This is a genomic window from Bremerella sp. JC817 (assembly GCF_040718835.1).
Taxonomy (GTDB): Bacteria; Planctomycetota; Planctomycetia; order Pirellulales; family Pirellulaceae; genus Bremerella.
The window spans coordinates 305,559-324,007 of record NZ_JBFEFG010000266.1 but is presented as its reverse complement, the minus strand read 5'-3'; the positions used below and the strand labels follow the sequence as shown (position 1 = coordinate 324,007).

General features: G+C 56.9%; 11 protein-coding genes. 7 read left to right on the top strand and 4 right to left on the bottom strand.

Features of this window, described 5'->3' with window-relative positions; genetic code table 11:
- Positions 1-111: 111 nt before the first annotated feature.
- The 4 genes from ccsA to AB1L30_RS08695 all read right to left on the bottom strand — a co-directional run bounded on the left by ccsA (position 112) and on the right by AB1L30_RS08695 (position 8,573).
- Positions 112-3,222 carry a cytochrome c biogenesis protein CcsA gene (gene ccsA, locus AB1L30_RS08710; protein ID WP_367013028.1) on the bottom strand — a complete coding sequence of 1,037 codons (3,111 nt, stop codon included), beginning with the start codon at positions 3,220-3,222 and terminating at the stop codon, positions 112-114.
- Between the two features lie 14 nt (positions 3,223-3,236).
- Positions 3,237-6,365, bottom strand: a complete 3,129-nt coding sequence (locus AB1L30_RS08705) for a hypothetical protein (protein ID WP_367013027.1) — start codon at positions 6,363-6,365, stop codon at positions 3,237-3,239.
- A gap of 430 nt (positions 6,366-6,795) precedes the next feature.
- Positions 6,796-8,181 (bottom strand): helix-turn-helix domain-containing protein, encoded by a 1,386-nt coding sequence (locus AB1L30_RS08700; RefSeq protein WP_367013026.1) that lies wholly within the window; start codon positions 8,179-8,181, stop codon positions 6,796-6,798.
- A gap of 53 nt (positions 8,182-8,234) precedes the next feature.
- Positions 8,235-8,573: a hypothetical protein gene (locus AB1L30_RS08695; protein WP_367013025.1), complete on the bottom strand. Its 339-nt coding sequence runs from the start codon at positions 8,571-8,573 to the stop codon at positions 8,235-8,237.
- Positions 8,574-9,276: 703 nt separating this feature from the next.
- Between AB1L30_RS08695 and AB1L30_RS08690 the strand changes: the two genes are divergently transcribed.
- The 7 genes from AB1L30_RS08690 to AB1L30_RS08660 all read left to right on the top strand — a co-directional run bounded on the left by AB1L30_RS08690 (position 9,277) and on the right by AB1L30_RS08660 (position 18,447).
- Complete coding sequence (locus tag AB1L30_RS08690) at positions 9,277-10,605, top strand: MotA/TolQ/ExbB proton channel family protein (protein WP_367013024.1); 1,329 nt, start codon at positions 9,277-9,279, stop codon at positions 10,603-10,605.
- Positions 10,602-12,275 (top strand): hypothetical protein, encoded by a 1,674-nt coding sequence (locus tag AB1L30_RS08685; protein WP_367013023.1) that lies wholly within the window; start codon positions 10,602-10,604, stop codon positions 12,273-12,275. Before AB1L30_RS08690 ends, AB1L30_RS08685 begins: the two co-directional genes overlap by 4 nt.
- A complete protein-coding gene (locus tag AB1L30_RS08680; protein ID WP_367013022.1) occupies positions 12,272-13,357 on the top strand; it encodes a hypothetical protein in 1,086 nt (361 codons plus the stop codon). The genes AB1L30_RS08685 and AB1L30_RS08680 overlap by 4 nt, the downstream gene beginning before the upstream one ends.
- Positions 13,358-13,521: 164 nt before the next feature.
- On the top strand, positions 13,522-14,880 hold the full coding sequence (bioA, locus tag AB1L30_RS08675) for an adenosylmethionine--8-amino-7-oxononanoate transaminase (protein ID WP_367013021.1): 1,359 nt from the start codon (positions 13,522-13,524) through the stop codon (positions 14,878-14,880).
- Positions 14,873-15,598 carry a type 1 glutamine amidotransferase gene (locus AB1L30_RS08670; protein ID WP_367013020.1) on the top strand — a complete coding sequence of 242 codons (726 nt, stop codon included), beginning with the start codon at positions 14,873-14,875 and terminating at the stop codon, positions 15,596-15,598. The genes bioA and AB1L30_RS08670 overlap by 8 nt, the downstream gene beginning before the upstream one ends.
- Positions 15,599-15,869: 271 nt before the next feature.
- Positions 15,870-16,520, top strand: a complete 651-nt coding sequence (locus tag AB1L30_RS08665; protein WP_367013019.1) for a hypothetical protein — start codon at positions 15,870-15,872, stop codon at positions 16,518-16,520.
- A complete protein-coding gene (locus tag AB1L30_RS08660) occupies positions 16,507-18,447 on the top strand; it encodes an ATP-binding protein (RefSeq protein WP_367013018.1) in 1,941 nt (646 codons plus the stop codon). Before AB1L30_RS08665 ends, AB1L30_RS08660 begins: the two co-directional genes overlap by 14 nt.
- Positions 18,448-18,449 lie beyond the last annotated feature (2 nt).

Sequence of the window (18,449 nt, the reverse complement as noted above, 5' to 3'; positions counted from 1 at the left end):
CAGCGGGGCGACACCTGCTGGCCGAATCTTGGCTGATGTCGCTCCGCTGGGGCTCTCGTTGTTCTTGCCATTCGCCAGGGGCGAATTCCCCTGGCGTCTCGTGAACGAAGGCTACGGGGCGTTCGCCAGCCCGGTGTCGTCCTTCGGCTCTGGCAGGTCGGTCTTGATGACCACTTCTTTGATCTCGTTGTCGTCGACCACTGACAGCTTGGATAGCTGGAATCGCAATGCGACTAGTCCCAAACCGACCCAGTTGGCAGCGACGAAACCCATCACCATGATTTCACTTCCCTTACCGCCACTGCCGTACGAGTGCAGACCAACGGCGTCGCCACCTTTGAACAGCGGCAACAGGAAGTTCACCCCGTACCAACTTCCGACGATCGCCGAGAAGCCGATGATCGTTCCCACGACCAGGCCGAAGTTGTTGAACCAGCCGGCGAACCGGGCATGCAGGATCGCGACATAGATCAACAGCGTCACCAACGCCCAGACTTCCTTCGGATCCCAGCCCCAGAAACGGCCCCAGGAAACGTCTGCCCAGATACCACCCAGAATCGTTCCCGTAGCCAGCAAAAGCACGGCGACCTGGATCGCTCGGTAACATTGCTGTCCGAGCGTGAAGCATTCTTCCGGCGGACGATAGCTCATCTGCGGTCCATGAGCATGGGCAGGTGCCAGGCCTTCATTCAGCGGGCTGGCCATGACCGGAGCACGATACTTGCCGAACATGTAATAGCCCAGGGCCAACCAACCAAGGCCCCATGCCAGGATCCCTGCCCCGTAGCTGGCGACGATGGTCAGCACGTGAATGGTCAGCCAGACGTTCGAGCGAAGCACCGGCTGAAGCGGCGAGAACTCGGTATTGAGCACGCGGGAAGAACCGGTGTCGACAATCGGAGCAATCGAAGCCACACATAGCAAAAACGTTCCGCACGCGGCGGCGGCCAGACCGTAGTAGTTTCGCTGATAGGTCTTCGAGAACCGATCGCCCAGGTTCTTATCGACGGCAAACCAGTCGTACACGCAGAACAGCGGCAAAGCCACGGCAGCTACCAGCAGACGCGGGATGTACCACAAGCTCAAGGCGAGCACTAAGACTTTCACCAGAAAGAAGATCGATGCATAGATCGGACCATGCGCACTCGACTGTTCCCAGAAGTCGGTCAGGTTGATGATCGGGCGATTACCATCGTAGACCGGCTGCATCGTCATGAAATTGAACATGCCGATCATCACCGGAACACGAATCAACGTTGAGCACCAATTGAAGATGCTCCAGACGCTCGGTGCGAACATCTCGAGTTGGCTACGTTCCAGCGGAGCGGCTTCCCAGGTGTAAGGAATCGCCGTCGCACGCCAGGCACCCAAGCGACCTCGTTCGATCAGTGGCAAAATCAGGAACACCAGGCCTAACGTGCAGACAACCCACGGCACGAAGATGACCGTTTCGTACATGTTGGTCACTGGTGCCCAACCAGTCACGACGACTCGCATGTAGAAGCCATAGCTCGACCAGATGATGCCCAGCACCAAGAACAGCACGCCGGTCCAGAACATTGGCTTACGCATCACGGCGAAAGCCAGACCAAAACCGATGGTCGCGATGAACGTGAAGACCCAGGCGTACATGAATGGGTCCATCGTGTTGTAACGAACTTCGGTCGCGATTCGATAGCTTCCGGCCGGCGGATACGCGGTATAGGCGAGGATGCCTGGATCGCGCTGGTCGGCCCCAATTGTTTCTTCCAACACGGCCACGCGTTGTTCGGTATCGACATCGCCCAGACGTTGCAGGCTCTGCGACAGCTTTTCCATCGGAGTACGAACGTCTTTGCCTTCCAGATAGGCCTGCTTGGTTGCCTTCCAATTGGCACGTACCGCTTTGATGAGCGACATGTCGTATTTGCTGAGCACCGCATCGGAACCATACAGCACGGTCGTCAAGCCAAGCCATGGCTGCGACAGGTCTTTCGGGTCACGCGACTTGCTCAGCGCGAAAGGGTTGAGCGAAGGCACGATCTGCAAGTGATTCCCGCTGCGATCCATAGCTGTCGACGAATTATTCGAGGCGGCGTTGGCGTTTTCATAGAGCCCCAAGTGGGTTTCCAACGCCATGTGTTCCAGATCTCTCACGCGAACCAGCATCGACTGAAACATCGGCTTGATGTTGTCATACTCGTCGTCGCTTAGCGTGGTGCTGTCGTTGACATTGTCACGCTGCTGCTCGAGGATGTCGGCCAGGTTATTGGCCGCATCCTGAAAACGCTGAACGACCGGCTCGGCTTCCTCGACGGTCGGTGGATGTTCGGGAAGAAAAATCTCTGGTGACTCATCTGCCAACAAATCGACCGGATTAACCCAGGCATCTCGCGATAACTGAAACAGCTCGTCGTACGATTCAAGCAGTTCCTTCGACGCAACACTCAATGGATGCGCGCCACCAAACTGCTGCAGCGTTTCTAACTGATCACGCAGAGTACGTTCTTCGCCAGGCTCGCCAAAGATAAGCTTACCAGCAACATAGACCTGTCCAACGAAACGATCACGATGACCTGGGGCAGGCAGTGGGCCGGTCGAGACGATGTCCTTCAGCGGATCAAGCGTCACTTCCCGGAATACTCCGTAGCGGAACAGCAGTTCTCGCCAGATGTGCGTATCCATGGCGGTCTCAACGAGATCGCCGGGTGTCTTTTGTTCCTCTCGCCGCTTGTTCATACCAAGCAGGTATTCCCGAAGCTTGACCGACGTCGCAATCTCGTGCGGCGAAACGAAGTTCAGCTTGATGCTGTTGGGACTGTTGATCGGCAGATCGAGTTCCTTGCGAACGTCTTCCCGGCCGAGGTAGATGAACGGAACGCGTTCCCACTTCTCGGGACGGACCAGCCAATCGTAAAGCAACTGGCTAGGCGTGAACTTGCGTTCTTTGCCTTCAGGGAAAATCTCCAGCGCGCCGGCCAGCTCAGGGCTCTTCAGCTCTTCAGCGGTATAGTAATCGACCAGATTGAACTTGGGCTTCGACTTGTTGAAGTCGGTGATCTTTTGGGTGACCTGGCGGGCATACGCATCCATCGGCTTCACGCGGCCGTGATGATAGACCGGGATCTGTCGCCAGATGTCATCCGGAAAGGCCTCGGCGGCGTTGACCGTGCTGCTTGCCAGCAAACTGCCACACAGCACCAGGGCTGCGATCCAGGTCGTTTGAAGGATACTGTTTTTCATTGCATTACCAGTCATTATCGCGAAACCACTTCTGACTCGATCTTGGCCGGATGAGCTTTCGCTCGGGCCTCGGGATCAGTCGAACGTTTTGTCTTAAAGAAATAGGCACGCATGTAGAACATGCACGCGATGCCCCCGATCACAAACAGACAGCCCCAATAACGAAGCGCTGTGCCCGGATCGTAATTGACCGAGAAGACCGACTTATAGACTTCTGGGTCGTTGCTGCGGCTCGGCACGAACTCGCGATACTGCGGCGTACCAGCCAGGTAAGGACCATCGAACGATTCCTGGAAGATACGCAGATCGCGTCGACCAGCCGGTTCCGTAAAGTCGTCCGGAGCGTTCATCGTGATCCAGATATCACGCTTCAACAGTGCGGTCTGCGTGAAATACAAATCGCCACTCTTGACATCGACCGCCAGTCCGTCCGGCTTGCTCAACAGCGAAGCTTCGTGCCGGGCGGGCTCGCGCGACTTGCCTTTCAAATCATACGCATAGATTACCGTGTTGATCTCTTGCGGCTTGCTGCGATCGAGACTTGGATCGCTCAGGTTCTTGCGAGCCAACGGATCGATGCCGTTCGGCGTATCGTCACTCCAGAACAGCATGTGGCGGTCGGTATCGATCGCGAGACTGTTGGGATGCCCCTTCTTGGTGTAGGTGTAGACGTACGACACGCGAGGCTCTTCGGTCGACGACTTGCCGATCGCGCTGTTGGTGACATCGGTGAAGTAAATCTGCTTGGCCGACGGATCGACCACCAGGCTGGTGACCACGCCGGTTCCCTTCAGCCATTCGACATCCATTTCGGTTCCGTCGGTCTTCATGCGACCGATCGACTTGGTAGCCGGATTGCCAAAGTAAACCCAGTCGGCCTGGGAATCGACGGCCAGCCCGCGCGGCGAACGCTCGAACATCGAAATCGCACGCAGACTACCGCCAGCGATATTGGCTTGCATCAACACGTCGACATCACCACGAGCCAGGCGGTTGGGCTGTTTCGACAACCACCACAGCTTGCCTCCTTCGACGTCGATGACTAGGTTCCGCGGATTCTTGCCTGCCGAGCGGATCAGTTCCGAGGCGGGCTCGGACGCGTCGCCCAGGTTCTTGGCGTAGATGGCCTGCGACTTCTCGGTATCGTCGATCCAATACAGAAACTCTCCGTGACGTCCCACGTAGGTTGGATTGCGGGAAGCAGGCACTTCGATCTTTTCCATCTGATCGCTGCCCTGCTTCAGCATCATCACATAGCGGTCGTGAAGTCGATCGATGTACTGCACGTCACTCGAGTAGTGCGACGGCTGCGACGTGCCAGGATCGAGGCGACGTTCAAATTGATCGAGATGAATGCGGAAACCGATCGGGTACGACTGGATCGGCATCGAGAGCTTCACCTGGCGATCGCCCACTTTTACGGTGTGCAGCGTCGAGCCTTCACCAAGGCCGACATCCGGTTCGTTCATGTGAGCCCGGAGCCAGAACTCTTCCGATTCCCCATCGACGGTCAAACGGACCTTCGCGGCCGGCGTATTGCCCATCGGACCCGAGACACCAAAGGCAACCGGCATCGGCTGCGGCTTCGGCTTATCGGAAGGGACGAAGCTTTTGACATACATCTTGAGCGTGGCGAATGGCATCTTGAATGCATCGACCGCGCTGGCTTCGGTTCCCTTTTCATCGAGCTCGCCGGAAGCGACAACCGCCTTACGATTCCAATAGCGATAGAAAACACGCTTCGATTCGGGGGCATCGGGATCGGTCGCATCTTTGGCGACACCTTGTATCACATCGATTCGCGAACCAGCTTCCCCACCACGCATCAACTCGGCCACGTCTTTCTCGCCGAAGTCGTACCAGTAGTGGCCATAGACATCCGACTCGAAGCCCTGCATGTTCATCTGCGGCATGTTCGCCAGCAGCGTCAACTGATCGACCTTTTTGTCCTCCTCGAAGATATCGACCACAACGGTCGGATTGCGTGGCTCGGCACCTTCTTCTTCTGGCACTTCCACCCAGGCAAACTCTTGCCCATCGACCTGATCGAGCTGGGCCGTCGGGTAGTAGGCTTTGATTTGATACTTGAGGTCGGTTCCTTCCAGCGGCTGCGGTTCTTTCTGTAAGTTCTCTTGAACCTGGATCACCGTTTTCTTGCCACCGGCGTACAGAATGAGCTGGCCGCTTTCGCCAATCGAACCTTCTTCCGGCACGCACTCGAGGAAGGCTTCCGTCGCGGCGCGATTGCCGGCCATGTGAAAGGTCATGTTGCCACCGCCGCTGCGTTGGCTATCGCCGATGCCGTACTTGTACTTCGGCTGCTGCGGTGCCTTGAAGACCGACATACGAATCGGAACCCACTGCTCGCCGACGGGCTTCATCGTTCCATCGGCGGCTCGTTCGGTGGTCTTGGGCATGCTCATCATCAACTGCACGGTCGGCGTGTTTTCCCACCAGTTGCAGTCGGCATAGTAGTCCAGCACTTCCAACTTCACGTCGTCCTGGTTGAACAAGACGTTGCCGGCACGATTCCGCATCGAGGAATACAAAACCGGTTTGAACCAGCGGGCCAGTTCCGGTTCGGCCACTTTCCAGTTGGCGAAGCCGTCGTCGTAGGCAGACCAGTTGAACATCCCAGGCTCGAAGTTGATCGTGTGCCGTTCGATCGTGGCTGGATCGGCCATCACCAGGGGATTCGATTGAGGATTGTCATCGATCCGCAGATCAAAGTAATAAGCATTGTCGAACGCAAGCTCTGACGAAGCGTGTTCCCAAACGTGAACCTGGGCGTCGATCCCCTTGGTCCGGCTGATGGCACCGCTCAGCAGCAACATCAGCAGACCGATGTGCGTGATCACGAAGCCGGTCTGATGCCGTTTCCAGGGATAGCGAATCGCTGCCGCGCAAAAAATATTGACCGCCAGCAGTCCGTAGATCAGCCCGAACCACCACGAGCGGTAGACGTAAAACTGCACGACGTCGGTATTGAAGGTTGCTTCGACAAAGGTTGCATAGATCAACGCAATTGCCATCGAGCTTAGCAGCACCACGGCCAGGCTAAGGGAAGCGGCAAACTCGTAGATATGAAGCAGTACCCGGATCGGCAGTGGTTGATCTGGGGAGACAAGTTTGGGTCTTGCCACGTTCTATTCCATGGAGGTCAGGAAGCACGCCAACGCCAGCGCACCGGCAGGATTGTGGTTTCGGGAATCCGAATAGGAAGGATCTTCACCCTTAGCCACGGCAGCGGCACCACGTTCGCGGCTTCGTTTGTTTATCAGGGGGTTGAACACCGGGAAGCGGGGCCCGATCTTCAGGTATCACTTGGCCAAAACGTCTCGTCAGCGAACGACTTACGCATAAGCGTATGTCGCTGCATGCCGAAACTATTCTCTATTATAGCGCCCCGCCCCCGGACGGATACATGGTCTTTGGGGTGGGATGGCCCAGAACAGCCGATTCGAGGTTCCGATTTTGCCGTTCCGGAACTTCGGGCAGAAACGAAGACAGCCGTGGATCGAAGAAGCTCGAACCACGGCTGTCTGGATTTCGATTATTTCCGCGACGAATCGCTTACGGAAGCATGCTCAGCACGCCATCCATCAGGGTGCTGCTCAGAGCGTAAGGCTCGTTGTAGCTCCACATGTTCCACATCAGGTCGGTGACCATCAGACCGCAACCGATCATCAGAACCGCGGTAAGCCCCAGGCTCAGGACGTTCATCAGCGAGTAAGGGACTTCCGCCGGAGCTGCTGCAACCGGAGCCGCCGCCCTGGAACTGGTGCCAGCCATCGCTGGCTCGTCAGCCTCCAGGCCATCGCCTGCATCGCCCAGACCACCGAAGTCGCCCCCTTCCAGGGTCGAACTACCGAATAGACCCGATTCCGACGACATCGAGTCGGAATCGAGGGCAATCACCTGCGATCCGCTGTCGTCGTCTTCCAGATCCCCTTCGATCGGCGTCAGCATGAAGTCGGCTTCGGCACCGCCGCCCAGGGCTTCGATACCATCGTCGTCATCGCCAGCACTTGCTGCCACAGCGACTTCTTCGGCGTCGTCGGCACTGATTAGTTCCAGGCCGCTGTCGCCGCTCGACAGGGAGAACTCGCTGTCGTCTGCCGAATCAGCCGCCAGACCGACGCCACTGTCGTCGTCGATCAGATTGATTTCGCTGCCATCGTCTGCCGAGACTTCGTCGTCGGCCAGACCGAGGTCGCTTTCGCTGACCAACAGGTCCATGCTGCTGTCTTCGTCATCTTCGATGTCGAGGGTCAGCTCGCCGCTGCTGTCGTTGTCTTCCAGGCCAATACCGCTGGTACCAAGGTCGAGCGAGTCATCTTCCAGACCGAGGCTCAAACCGCTGCCGGTGCCTTCTGGATCGGATGGTTCCGAACCGAGGTCAATGTTTGCGTCGCTGCCGTCGTCGACCAGGCTCAGCTCTTCGTCGTCGTCATCCGCCAGGCTGAATTCATCTTCGTCGACAGGCTTGTTGATCGACGAGCCTTCCAGAATGTCGGAACCTTCACCCAGCGAAAGACTGCTGAGGTTTGATTCGGCGGCTGGGTCGATGCTGCTGGAAGAGTCGCCCAGACCGATGTCGCTATCGAGGTTGAGCGAACTATCAGAGTCGTCGCCAATGATATTGGACGAGCCGGCATCGCCGTCACCTACGTCCGAGATCAAAAGGCTGTCCATCGAACCGGACGAACCTTCTTCAGGATCCGAAATACCGCTCAGCTCGAATTCCTGGCTTTCGCTGTCGCTGCTTCCGGCGTCCGAGATGCCAATACCTTCCTCGGCCATGATCGAGCGAGCTTTATCGAGATCGTCTTCCTTGAACTTCCAGCTGGAACCGTCACGGAAGGCACGAAGCTTACCACGTTCGCGCAGATCTTGAATCGTCTCTTCGGAAACGCCCAGCTTGGCGGCAAAGTCAGAAAGCGGAATATAGTCGGCCATGATGGCTCCCAAAGGTACCAACCTCGTAGAGAGCCACAGACCAACGCGGCGCCCTACGACTGATTGAGCAATGTGCGAATCTCACGCGGGCTAGGAGTGCCCCCGTTGAATTCCTCGATGAGTAAATCCCATTGTAAGTTGCGAACGCTGCGCAGGGAAACTTTTCCGTTGTTTCCATCGACGTGATATACGGCCATCACCCTCGTCTCAGGGTCGACCATAATCATCAACTGGCCACCGTCATCCGACTTCGCTGAATGCACGACCAAACCGGCCGAGACCGGTAGCCCGGCCTGCTTCTGGGCAAATACAGATGAGGTATCACGGAAAAGTTCTACGCAGAGCATCACAGCGACCATTACCACAGCCGCCGAGAGGATCGACTTCCACATAAATCACCTAGATCACGCGATTTACGGAATCGGACCTCTATGACCTATTCTAGAAGCCCATTTCCGAGATGCAACTATTTATCTGACGGTTGGTTAGGGAGATATGGGGGACCTCAACACCCGGTCGGGTGGAAAGCAAGCCCATCAGGCCCTATTTTCCGGAGAGTCGGGAGTTTACCAGCGGGCCGGAAACCGACAAACAGCGATATCGATGCATTGACGGCGGCGGGAGAAATCTCTGCGAGAAAGCCGCCATTTCGGGGAGAATGCTCGCGACGAGATTGCGTTGGCGAACGGGGGAGAAAAAACTTAGTCAAGAAAGAACATCGGCCGACGGACTAATCCGTCGGCCGAACATTCATTTCCCCCCCGGGATTTAATTCAAACACACTTACGTGCGTTGTCTTTTTAGGTAAGTCCGCTGTTATGCGGAGGTTATCGAGGTGTCATTTGCCCCGACGCTAAGAGTTATCGGCAGTCGGAGCGATCGTATTGAAGCTCTTTTAGCTTGAATCTCGAAAATTCCAACGGAGCCCCGCAACCCTCCCTTTCTACCCAGACCAACACCTGCAGCAAACGACTTGGAATTTTGTCTGATCTGTTGAGGGTCGAAATGTCGATTCTAACGATTAACGCGAGTTTCCCTATTGTTCCGCCTTCCTACCCCGGGACGAGCGGTGCCATATCGAGAAGGAGTTCGATTGTGCAACAGACGGACGCCCCCAAGATTTCCCAGTCGATTGCCGCAAAGCTCGGTTGGCCGATTCTGATCGGTTCCGCCCTGACGGTTCTCTTTTATGGTGCCATTCACTTTGGCGTCATTCCCCAACATTCGCTGCTGCGTTATGTCACCGCTCACCCGGTCGAATACGCGGAAGTCGGGATGTTCATGGTGGGTGTCGCCGCCTTGCTGTTGAAGGCAGGCCAGTTGGTTGGCGAGTTCCGCTCGTTGAGCCACGTCGATCTGCCTCCCCAAGAGAATGGCCGATCCAAGATCGAACATGCTCCAGCCTTGCTGGAATGTCTTTATCAATTGCCTGAGTCGCTTCACCCGACGCTGCTGTTTCAGCGGTTGTCGAAAGGACTTCGTCATGTCCATGCCAGCCAAACCGCGGCCGGCCTGCAGGATGAGATGAAGTACCTGGCCGATATCGACCAAGAAAGGTGCGAGCACGACTACTCGATGGTTCGGATCGTGATCTGGGCCACCCCAATGCTCGGCTTCTTGGGTACCGTTATTGGTATCACGCTGGCCCTGGGTAATCTGTCGCCAGAAGCCCTGGTGAATGAACCTAAGGTCGCGATGGAAAGCCTGCTGCAAGGCTTGAGTGTCGCGTTCGATACGACGGCACTCGCGTTGACCTTGAGCATCGGCCTGATGTTCGCTCAGTTCGTGGTCGGTCGCATTGAATCGGAAATCTTGAGCAGCGTCGACCAACTGGCCGCCGACGAGCTGACCGCACGCTTCGAAACCGAAGGCAGTGCTACCGATCCAAGTGTGTTGGCCGTGAAGAAGATGGCCGAACGCACCATTCAAACGACGCAAGATCTGGTCGTTCGCCAAACCGAACTTTGGCGAGACACCGTGTCGACCGCTCATCAGCATTGGCAACGCCTGCTGACGACGAGCACCGATCAAATGGAAACCGCACTGCACAACGCATTGTCGGAATCGCTGAAGACGCATGCCGAAGCCTTGGCCTCGGCCCAGCAGCATTCGATGCAGCGTTCGTCGGAGCAACTCAATGGCGTGGTCGACGCGTTGTACCAGGTCAGTTCCTCCATTCATGCCCAGCATGAACAAATGACCGAACAAGGCACGATCCTTTTGAAAGTCGTCGAAGCGACTGGCGAAGTGGCCAGCCTCGAAGACTCGCTCAACCGTAATCTTGCTTCGCTCGCCGGCAAGCAGCACTTTGAAGAAACGGTGCAAAGCCTGGCCGCGACGATCCATCTGCTTAACTCGCGTATGTCTGGCACCGGGCACAACGCGGTTCAACTCGATCGCAAGGACAAAGGTCAAGCCGCGTGAGTCGACGTCGTTCAGCACGACATACGGTCGAGATCTCGCTGTTTCCCTTCCTGGCCGTCCTGATCTGCACCATGGGAGCACTAATCGTGCTGTTTGTGGTGATGGTCTTGCAGGCCCGAACGGAAGCGGTCGCGGTCGAACTGCCGGCCCTTTCGGTCCCGGCTCCGGTTGAAGAACCTCAACAACCAGAGCCACCGGTGGAAACACCTGCACCGCAACCGCAGGTCGATTACACCGACAAGATGGCCGAACTTCAGCAACTGCGCGAGCAGCGTCTCGCTCAGTTGAAGGATGTCCGCTTGCAGTTGTCCGGTCTCGAAGACCATAGCCATCGCTTGACCGAGAAGATCAAGCGACTGCGAGGCGACATTGCCGTGCTGGAAGGGGAAACCAGCAACGTCACCGGTAGTGCCGACGACTTTGAAACCCAAAAGCAGCGGCTGCAGCAAGAGCTGAACCAGGCCCTTACCGAACTGGAAAAGGCTCGCAAAGACGCTGAAGGGCGTAAGCCAGCCTATGCCCTCGTTCCTTACGATGGCCGCAGCGGCACGCGTCGCCAGCCGATCTACATCGAGTGCACCGCCGATCGCGTGATCATTCAGCCGGAAGGCATCGGCCTGACCGGCAACGATTTCCAAGAGCCCCTCGGCCCTGGCAATCCGCTGGCGGCTTCGCTGCGGACGATTCGTGAATACCGACAATCGCAAGGCGTGCCAGGTCAAGGCAACCCTTACCCACTGTTGATCGTTCGCCCTGGCGGAGCCGAGTCGTATGCCGCGGCCCGCGAAGCCCTGGAAGGCTGGGACGACGAGTTCGGCTATGAACTTGTCGACGACGATACCGAACTGGCTTATCCGCCAGCCGACCGCATGCTGGGCAAACGTTTGATTGAAACAGTCGAGCTGGCTCGCCGACGCAAGATCGCCATCATCATGGCAGCACCGAAGAAATATGGCCGCGTCGAAGATCAGTACCTGGTCGCCAGCCGCAACGGCGGCTTCCAATCGGCCGGTGGCGACAGTGACGAACCGTTCCTCGAGAATCGTTTCGTCGAGGGTGCTAACGGCACCAGTGGCGTCGAAGGAGAAAAGTTCGGCGGGACTGGGCAGATGGGTACCGGCAAGGCAACCAACCTGCAAGAAGGCAGCCAGCCTCCGATGGAACAACAGGCCAACGGTCCTGGGTTCTATCCGCAGCAAGCTCCTCCTGAACAAAAGACCGCCGATGGCCGGCAGGGCTCGCCATACGCTCAACCACCAGGGCCTCAGGCACCACAAAATGTTTCTGGCGGCACCGGTGGAACGCGTTCGTCCACCAAGCCGATCGCGGCGACACGTGGTGGCAACTGGGCCTTGCCGAACGCTGGCCCGAAGAGCACAGCCATCACCCGTCCGGTCACCCTGGTGATTAGCGGTCAGCAGATGACCTTGGTTCAAGAACGTGGCGTACTGGGTCCTGCTGAAACCGTTCCGGTGGACGCGGATATGAAGGCAGCGACCGAGAAGCTGGTTCGCTTGATCCATACTCGTATCGATAGCTGGGGCATCGCCGGCCGAAACTTCTACTGGAAGCCAGTGCTGGAAGTGACCATCGAACCAGGCGGAGAGCCTGCGACTCAACAGCTCGAGACTTTGTTGTACGGTTCCGGTATCGAGGTGAAACGCAAGTGAGACGTCCAGCGAAGAAGTCGAGCGGCGATCAGAACGCCCCTAACCTCGATTCGTTTCTCGACGTGGTCACCAACCTCGTTGGCATTCTGATCATTTTGATCATGGTCGTGGGGATCACCGCGCGAGATGCCATCGTCGATGCCGCCGCAGGCAAGACCGAGTCGGTTGAACCGCCGACTCTTTCGATCCCTGCCCGATCCGCGACTCCCCCGGTGGAGCTCGCCCCGCCAACGCCACCCGAGCCCCGAGGTCCGTCGCTGGAAGAACTGAATGGTGTCGCCCAGGACATCGCTTCGATCCAGAACCAGATCATGCAGGCCCAAGAGCAGGCCAAGCTGGCGTTTGAAGAACGCAACCAATTGCAACTCTTTTTGACTTCGGCCGAATCGACGCTGGATCAAAAGCAAAGCGAGCTTTCTGACAGCAAGCAACGAGAGGTTATGCAACAGCGCGAACTGCTTCAGATCACGCAGCAGCTCGAGCAGATGTACGATCAAATCGAGAGCATCCACCAATATCAACCGGAAGTGAAAGAGCTGGCTCACTACCCGACGCCGCTGGCCAAGACGGTCTTCGGTCAGGAAGAACACTTTCGGTTGAAGAATGGACGAATCTCGTACGTACCGATGGAGCGTCTCGTGGAAGCGATGAAGAACGATGCACGCAACCATCTCGATCGCGCTCGCCGAGACGGCAAAGCGGTTTCACGCGTCGGTCCGATGAATGGCTTCATCATGGAATATACGTTGGTGAATCGTTCGTACGAAATGGATACAGCACTTGGCACCGCAACCCGCGGCGGTGTCGAGTTGCTGAACTTCACCCTCGAGCCAGAATCGGAAGAGGTCGGCTTCCCAGTGGAAGAAGCCTTGCGACCTGGTTCACGATTCCGCGACATCATCGCGTCGCTCGATCCAGGTCGCACGACGATCACGGTCTGGACGTATCCTGACAGCTATGCCAGTTTCCGTTCGGTCCGTGACGATCTGTACGAGATCGGTTTCACCACGGCGGCTCGTCCTCTGCCGAAAGACTACCCAATCGGGGGCAGCCCAAGCGGCTCGCGTTCGTCCGCTCAGTAGCTGCCTGCTGGCCCGTTGCCGCGGAATCGCTTGGGATTCCGTTAGAAAAATGGGGGCCGGACATCAAGGTCTCTTCTGGTTTGCGGCAGGCACCCGACTGACCTTCGCAAAGCAATGATCTACAATGATTGCTTTGCGAGACGCCTCTTTCCCCATCTTCTGGCATGAATCCGACCCCGCAGCAACTCATTGAATGGGACAAGCACTACGTTTGGCACGCCTTCACCCAGATGGCCAGTTACGATCCACTGATCATCGAATCGGCGGAAGGGTGCGAACTGATCGACCTCGACGGTCGACGGTTAATCGACGGCGTCAGCAGCATGTGGTGCAATGTGCATGGGCACCGTCATCCTGCCATCGATGCGGCAATCGTCGCTCAGATGGGTAAGGTTGCTCATGTAACCAACCTTGGCTGCTCGAACAGCACGACGATTCGCCTGGCCAAGCGTCTGGCCGACCTGACGCCTGGCGATCTCAATCACGTCTTCTTTTGCAGCGACGGCGCTTCGGCCCTGGAAGTTGCGATCAAGCTTGCCTTTCAGTATTGGCATCAATGCGACAACCCTCAGCCAGGCAAGACAAAATATATCGGCTTCGAAGACGCCTATCATGGCGACACGATCGGCACGATCAGCGTCGGCGGCGTCGACAAGTTCAACTCGGTGTTCAAGCCGCTGATGTTCCCGGTGCATCGCCTGCCGATCCCTGACCGGCGGACCCCTTCGTTGGAAACAAGCTGCGAGCATCACCTGCAAATTCTCGAAGACACGCTGGCTGAGCATCACGACTCGATCGCGGCTGTCGTGATCGAACCTCTCGTGCTGGGTGCCGCCGGAATGATCGTGCAGCCGCATGGCTACCTGCGCGGCGTTCGTGAACTGACACGCAAGTACAACGTGCTGCTGATTGCCGACGAAGTTGCGGTCGGGCTCGGCCGAACCGGGACCATGTTTGGCTGTCAGCAGGAAGAGGTCGTGCCTGATATTCTTTGCCTTGGCAAGGGTTTGACCGGCGGCTATCTGCCGATGAGCGCCGCGATTGCTTCCACCGAAATCTGGAACGCTTACCTTGGCGACTTTTCTGAGGCGAAGCAGCTTTGTCACGGGCACACGTTCGGAGGCAATCCATTGAGTGCCGCGGCGGCGTTGGCCACCCTCGACTTGTTCGATCAGGAAGCAACACTTGCCGGTTTGCCTGCCAAGATCGAGCGAATTGCTGATCACTTGCAAACCCTTGCCAACCATCCGCATGTCCGCGATGTCCGGCAATACGGTATGATTGCCGCGGTGGAACTGGTGAAAGATCGCACCACCGGCGAACCATTTCCTTGGACAGAACGCCATGGCCACCAGGTTTGTCAGTACGCGTTGAACCATGGCCTTTGGATTCGTCCGCTGGGCAACGTCTTGGTAATCATGCCCCCCCTGGCCATCTCTCTCGAGCAGATCGACACCATTTGTCAGGTAATCGGTGACGGCATCGACTTCGTGACTCGCAACAAGGCAGATGGAAATGAGTGAACCTCGCTACCTGCTGATTCAGATCCGAGATGCCGACGATCCGATTCGTCACCAAGAGATCGATTGCTTCGCCGCTGCCCTCGATTGCTCGCGGGACGCGATCACAGTGTTTGACCTACTCAAGCAGTCGCTTCAGCCAGCGGATTTAGCTGATGTCGATATGGTGATGATCGGCGGTTCGGGCCGATACAGCGTTACCAGCGATGCCCCATGGATGCAGGTCGCGCTAGGGAGCCTTCAGCGGCTTCTGGATGCAGGAAAGCCAACCTTCGCCTCATGCTGGGGCTTTCAAGCTTTAGCTCGGGCGGCTGGTGGCACGGTGATTCACGATCTTCCGCATGCGGAACTAGGAAGCAATCCGGTCTACCTGACCGAAGCTGGACGGCTCGATCCGATCTTCTCGCAGATGCCGCATCGCTTTCTTGCTTACATGGGGCACGAAGATCGCGTCATCGAAATGCCACCGGCAACGACCCTGCTGGCCAGCAACGACAACGTGGCCCAACAGGCATTCCGGTTCGACGATCGGCCGATTTATTGCACCCAGTTCCATCCCGAGCTGACGCTCGACTCGTTGATGGATCGCATAGCCGCGTATCCGGAATATTGCGAGAGGATTGCGAAGATTCCGTACGATGCTTTCCGTCAGCAGTGCCACGCAGCCCCCGAGAGCGAGACGCTACTCCGCGTCTTTCGCGATCACTTTCTAGGCAAGTAATTCGCGCACTGGTTCTTCCGTACACGAAGTTTCCCCCGCGCAGAGGGCCCCTGTTTTCAGGCCCCGTCTACGACAAAGTCGGAATGATCGGCAACATCGCTACAAAGCTCAGATGGTTACGGGTAACCCCGCCAGACGCGGGCTACGTCTCACTTGCTGCTAACCTAAGCTTTGACTCAGAACGTATTTTGATCCATTCGCGCGCCGAAGGGGCAAAAAGAAGTCGATGTTTGCAATCAGACACACGGGCAGTCCGTCTCCAACGACGGAAGTGTCGAAGAAATTCGGTTACGGCGGAGTGAATGAATTCATCACTCCGTTGATTGTGCTTGTATGGGGTTGCTTCATCGCGGTGGGGTTTATTGCCCTGCTCTTTTATCACAACACGCCGGGAACACGAAGTGATTCTAATCCGGTGTGGCAAGTGAATCGTCTGATCGAGTTAGATCCGTCGCGGGCCAACTTGCTGGTCTTCATTCACCCGCAATGTCCTTGCTCGACCGCCACGTTGGGCGAACTAGCCAGGATCCAAACGGCCTGTGGCAGCAACGTGTTAACCCACCTGATTTTGTATCAACCTGATAATGTTAAGTGGTCTACCGCTTCAATGATGGCCCAGGCAATCGAAATTCCGAACCTACATATCCTCGCTGATCCCAAAGGCAATTTGGCCAAGCAATTCGGGGCCGAGACTTCTGGCCATGTCATGCTGTTTGCGCCGGATGGTCATCGGATCTTCAGCGGCGGGATAACGGCCGGTCGAGGCTGCGAGGGAGACAACCCAGGCAGGCAAGCTGTCATCGGCTACGTGAACCAACACCAGGTGTTGTGCGACAAGGTGAATGTCTACGGATGTCCGATTGTTGAAGGCCTGACAGCAAAGCGGATGGAAACCAAGGAACCTGCTCGTGCCATTGAGTGAAGATCGCCCGATCAACGATCGCGCACTCGAGCTGCTCGAAGAGCACCGCGATGCGATTTATCGGCGAACCGATCGCATGTTTGCCTGGCTGATGCTGTTTCAATGGCTAGCCGGGATCGTGCTGGCGGTTTGGATCTCACCCTATTCTTGGGCCGGTCGTTCGTTCTTTGTTCATCCTCATCTGTGGTCCGCTGTGTTCTTGGGTGGGCTATTGAGCAGCCTCCCGATCTTCCTGGCGTATTTCCTCCCCGGACGTAACATCACCCGACTAACGATCGCGGTGGCCCAAGGTTTATATTCGGCACTGCTGATTCACCTGATGGGTGGACGGATCGAAGCACACTTCCACGTCTTTGGTTCGCTGGCGTTTCTCGCCTTCTACCGTGACTGGAAAGTGCTTTCCGCCGCGACGCTGGTGATTGCGACCGATCACATGGTGCGTGGCGTATTCTGGCCGGAATCGATCTATGGCATCTCGATGTTTGGCTGGCGCCGCTCGATCGAACATATTGGCTGGGTCGCATTCGAGGACGTGTTCCTCTTCTATTCGATCTGGATCAGTTGTCGCGAGATGACGATCATCGCCAACCGCCGTGCTGAAATGGAGCGAATGCAGACGGAAGTCGAACGCGAGGTGACCGACCGTACCCGGGAAATCGAACTCCAACGGCTTGTGCTGCAGGAATCGCACGAACGCCTGGAACGGCAAACCGTCGAACTGAAGAAAGCGATCGAAGCCAGCGAAGGGGCGAACCGCGCCAAGAGTGCGTTCCTGGCGAACATGAGCCACGAAATCCGCACGCCATTGACGGCGATCCTGGGTTTTGCCGATGTCTTGCTGGAATCGGGGGACATGAAGAAAGCGCCACCGGAACGTATCGACGCTATCGAAACGATTCGTCGGAACGGCTCGCACCTGATCTCGCTGATCAACGACGTGCTCGATCTTTCCAAGATTGAAGCCGGTAAATTCCAGGTTGAGAACCTGCCTTGTTCGCTGCATCGATTGCTATGCGATCTGCGGCACCTGATGCTCGTTCGAGCGGAAGAGAAGAAGCTGGCGATCAACATCCAATACGAAACCGCCATTCCCGACATGATTCTGACCGACCCAACCCGGTTGCGTCAGATTGTCATGAACCTGCTGAGCAACTCGATCAAGTTCACGCAAGAAGGCGAAATCAACTTGAAGGTCTCGTTGATCGGCAAGGGGGACCGGCGGCAAATTCAGATCGATGTCAGCGATACGGGAATCGGCATCTCGGACGAAATGCGCGATCGCTTGTTCCAGCCATTCACCCAGGCCGACGGATCGATGTCACGCCGCTTCGGTGGAACCGGTTTGGGACTGACCATCAGTCGCCACTTCGCCAAGCTCTTGGGCGGCGACTTATCGATTGTCGACACATCGCAGCGCGGCTCTACGTTTCGCCTGGTGATCGATCCAGGTCCACTACATGACGCGACGTTCGACCAACCTGAAATGTTGGAGAAGGCCCCTGCCGCGAAGCCAAAGGCCGAACCAACTCCGAAAAATGTTCTGGAAGGTCTGCGAATCCTGCTGGTCGAAGACGGCCCCGACAACCAGCGTTTGATTTCGTTTCTGCTGAAAAAGGCAGGTGCCCAGGTCGAACTGGCCGAGAACGGCGAGCAAGGCTACATGAAGGTGCACGAGTCGGAAGATCCGTACGACATCATCCTGATGGATATGCAAATGCCGATCATGGATGGCTACACGGCCACCTCGAAACTGCGTGCCGATGGATACGAGGTGCCGATCATCGCCCTGACCGCCCATGCCATGGCGGAAGATCGGAACCGCTGCATTGAAGCCGGCTGCACCGACTATTCGACCAAGCCAATCGATCGCACCAAGTTGATCGAATTGATTCGCTTCCACGTTCAACCGACGTGGGCCAATCCGTAGCG

Excerpts from the sequence above, each read along its gene's own strand:
- ccsA (WP_367013028.1), bottom strand. The coding sequence starts at position 3,222 with ATGAAAAACAGTATCCTTCAAACGACCTGGATCGCAGCCCTGGTGCTG.
- AB1L30_RS08700 (WP_367013026.1), bottom strand. The coding sequence starts at position 8,181 with ATGGCCGACTATATTCCGCTTTCTGACTTTGCCGCCAAGCTGGGCGTT.
- AB1L30_RS08695 (WP_367013025.1), bottom strand. The coding sequence starts at position 8,573 with ATGTGGAAGTCGATCCTCTCGGCGGCTGTGGTAATGGTCGCTGTGATG.
- bioA (WP_367013021.1), top strand. The coding sequence starts at position 13,522 with ATGAATCCGACCCCGCAGCAACTCATTGAATGGGACAAGCACTACGTT.
- AB1L30_RS08670 (WP_367013020.1), top strand. The coding sequence starts at position 14,873 with ATGAGTGAACCTCGCTACCTGCTGATTCAGATCCGAGATGCCGACGAT.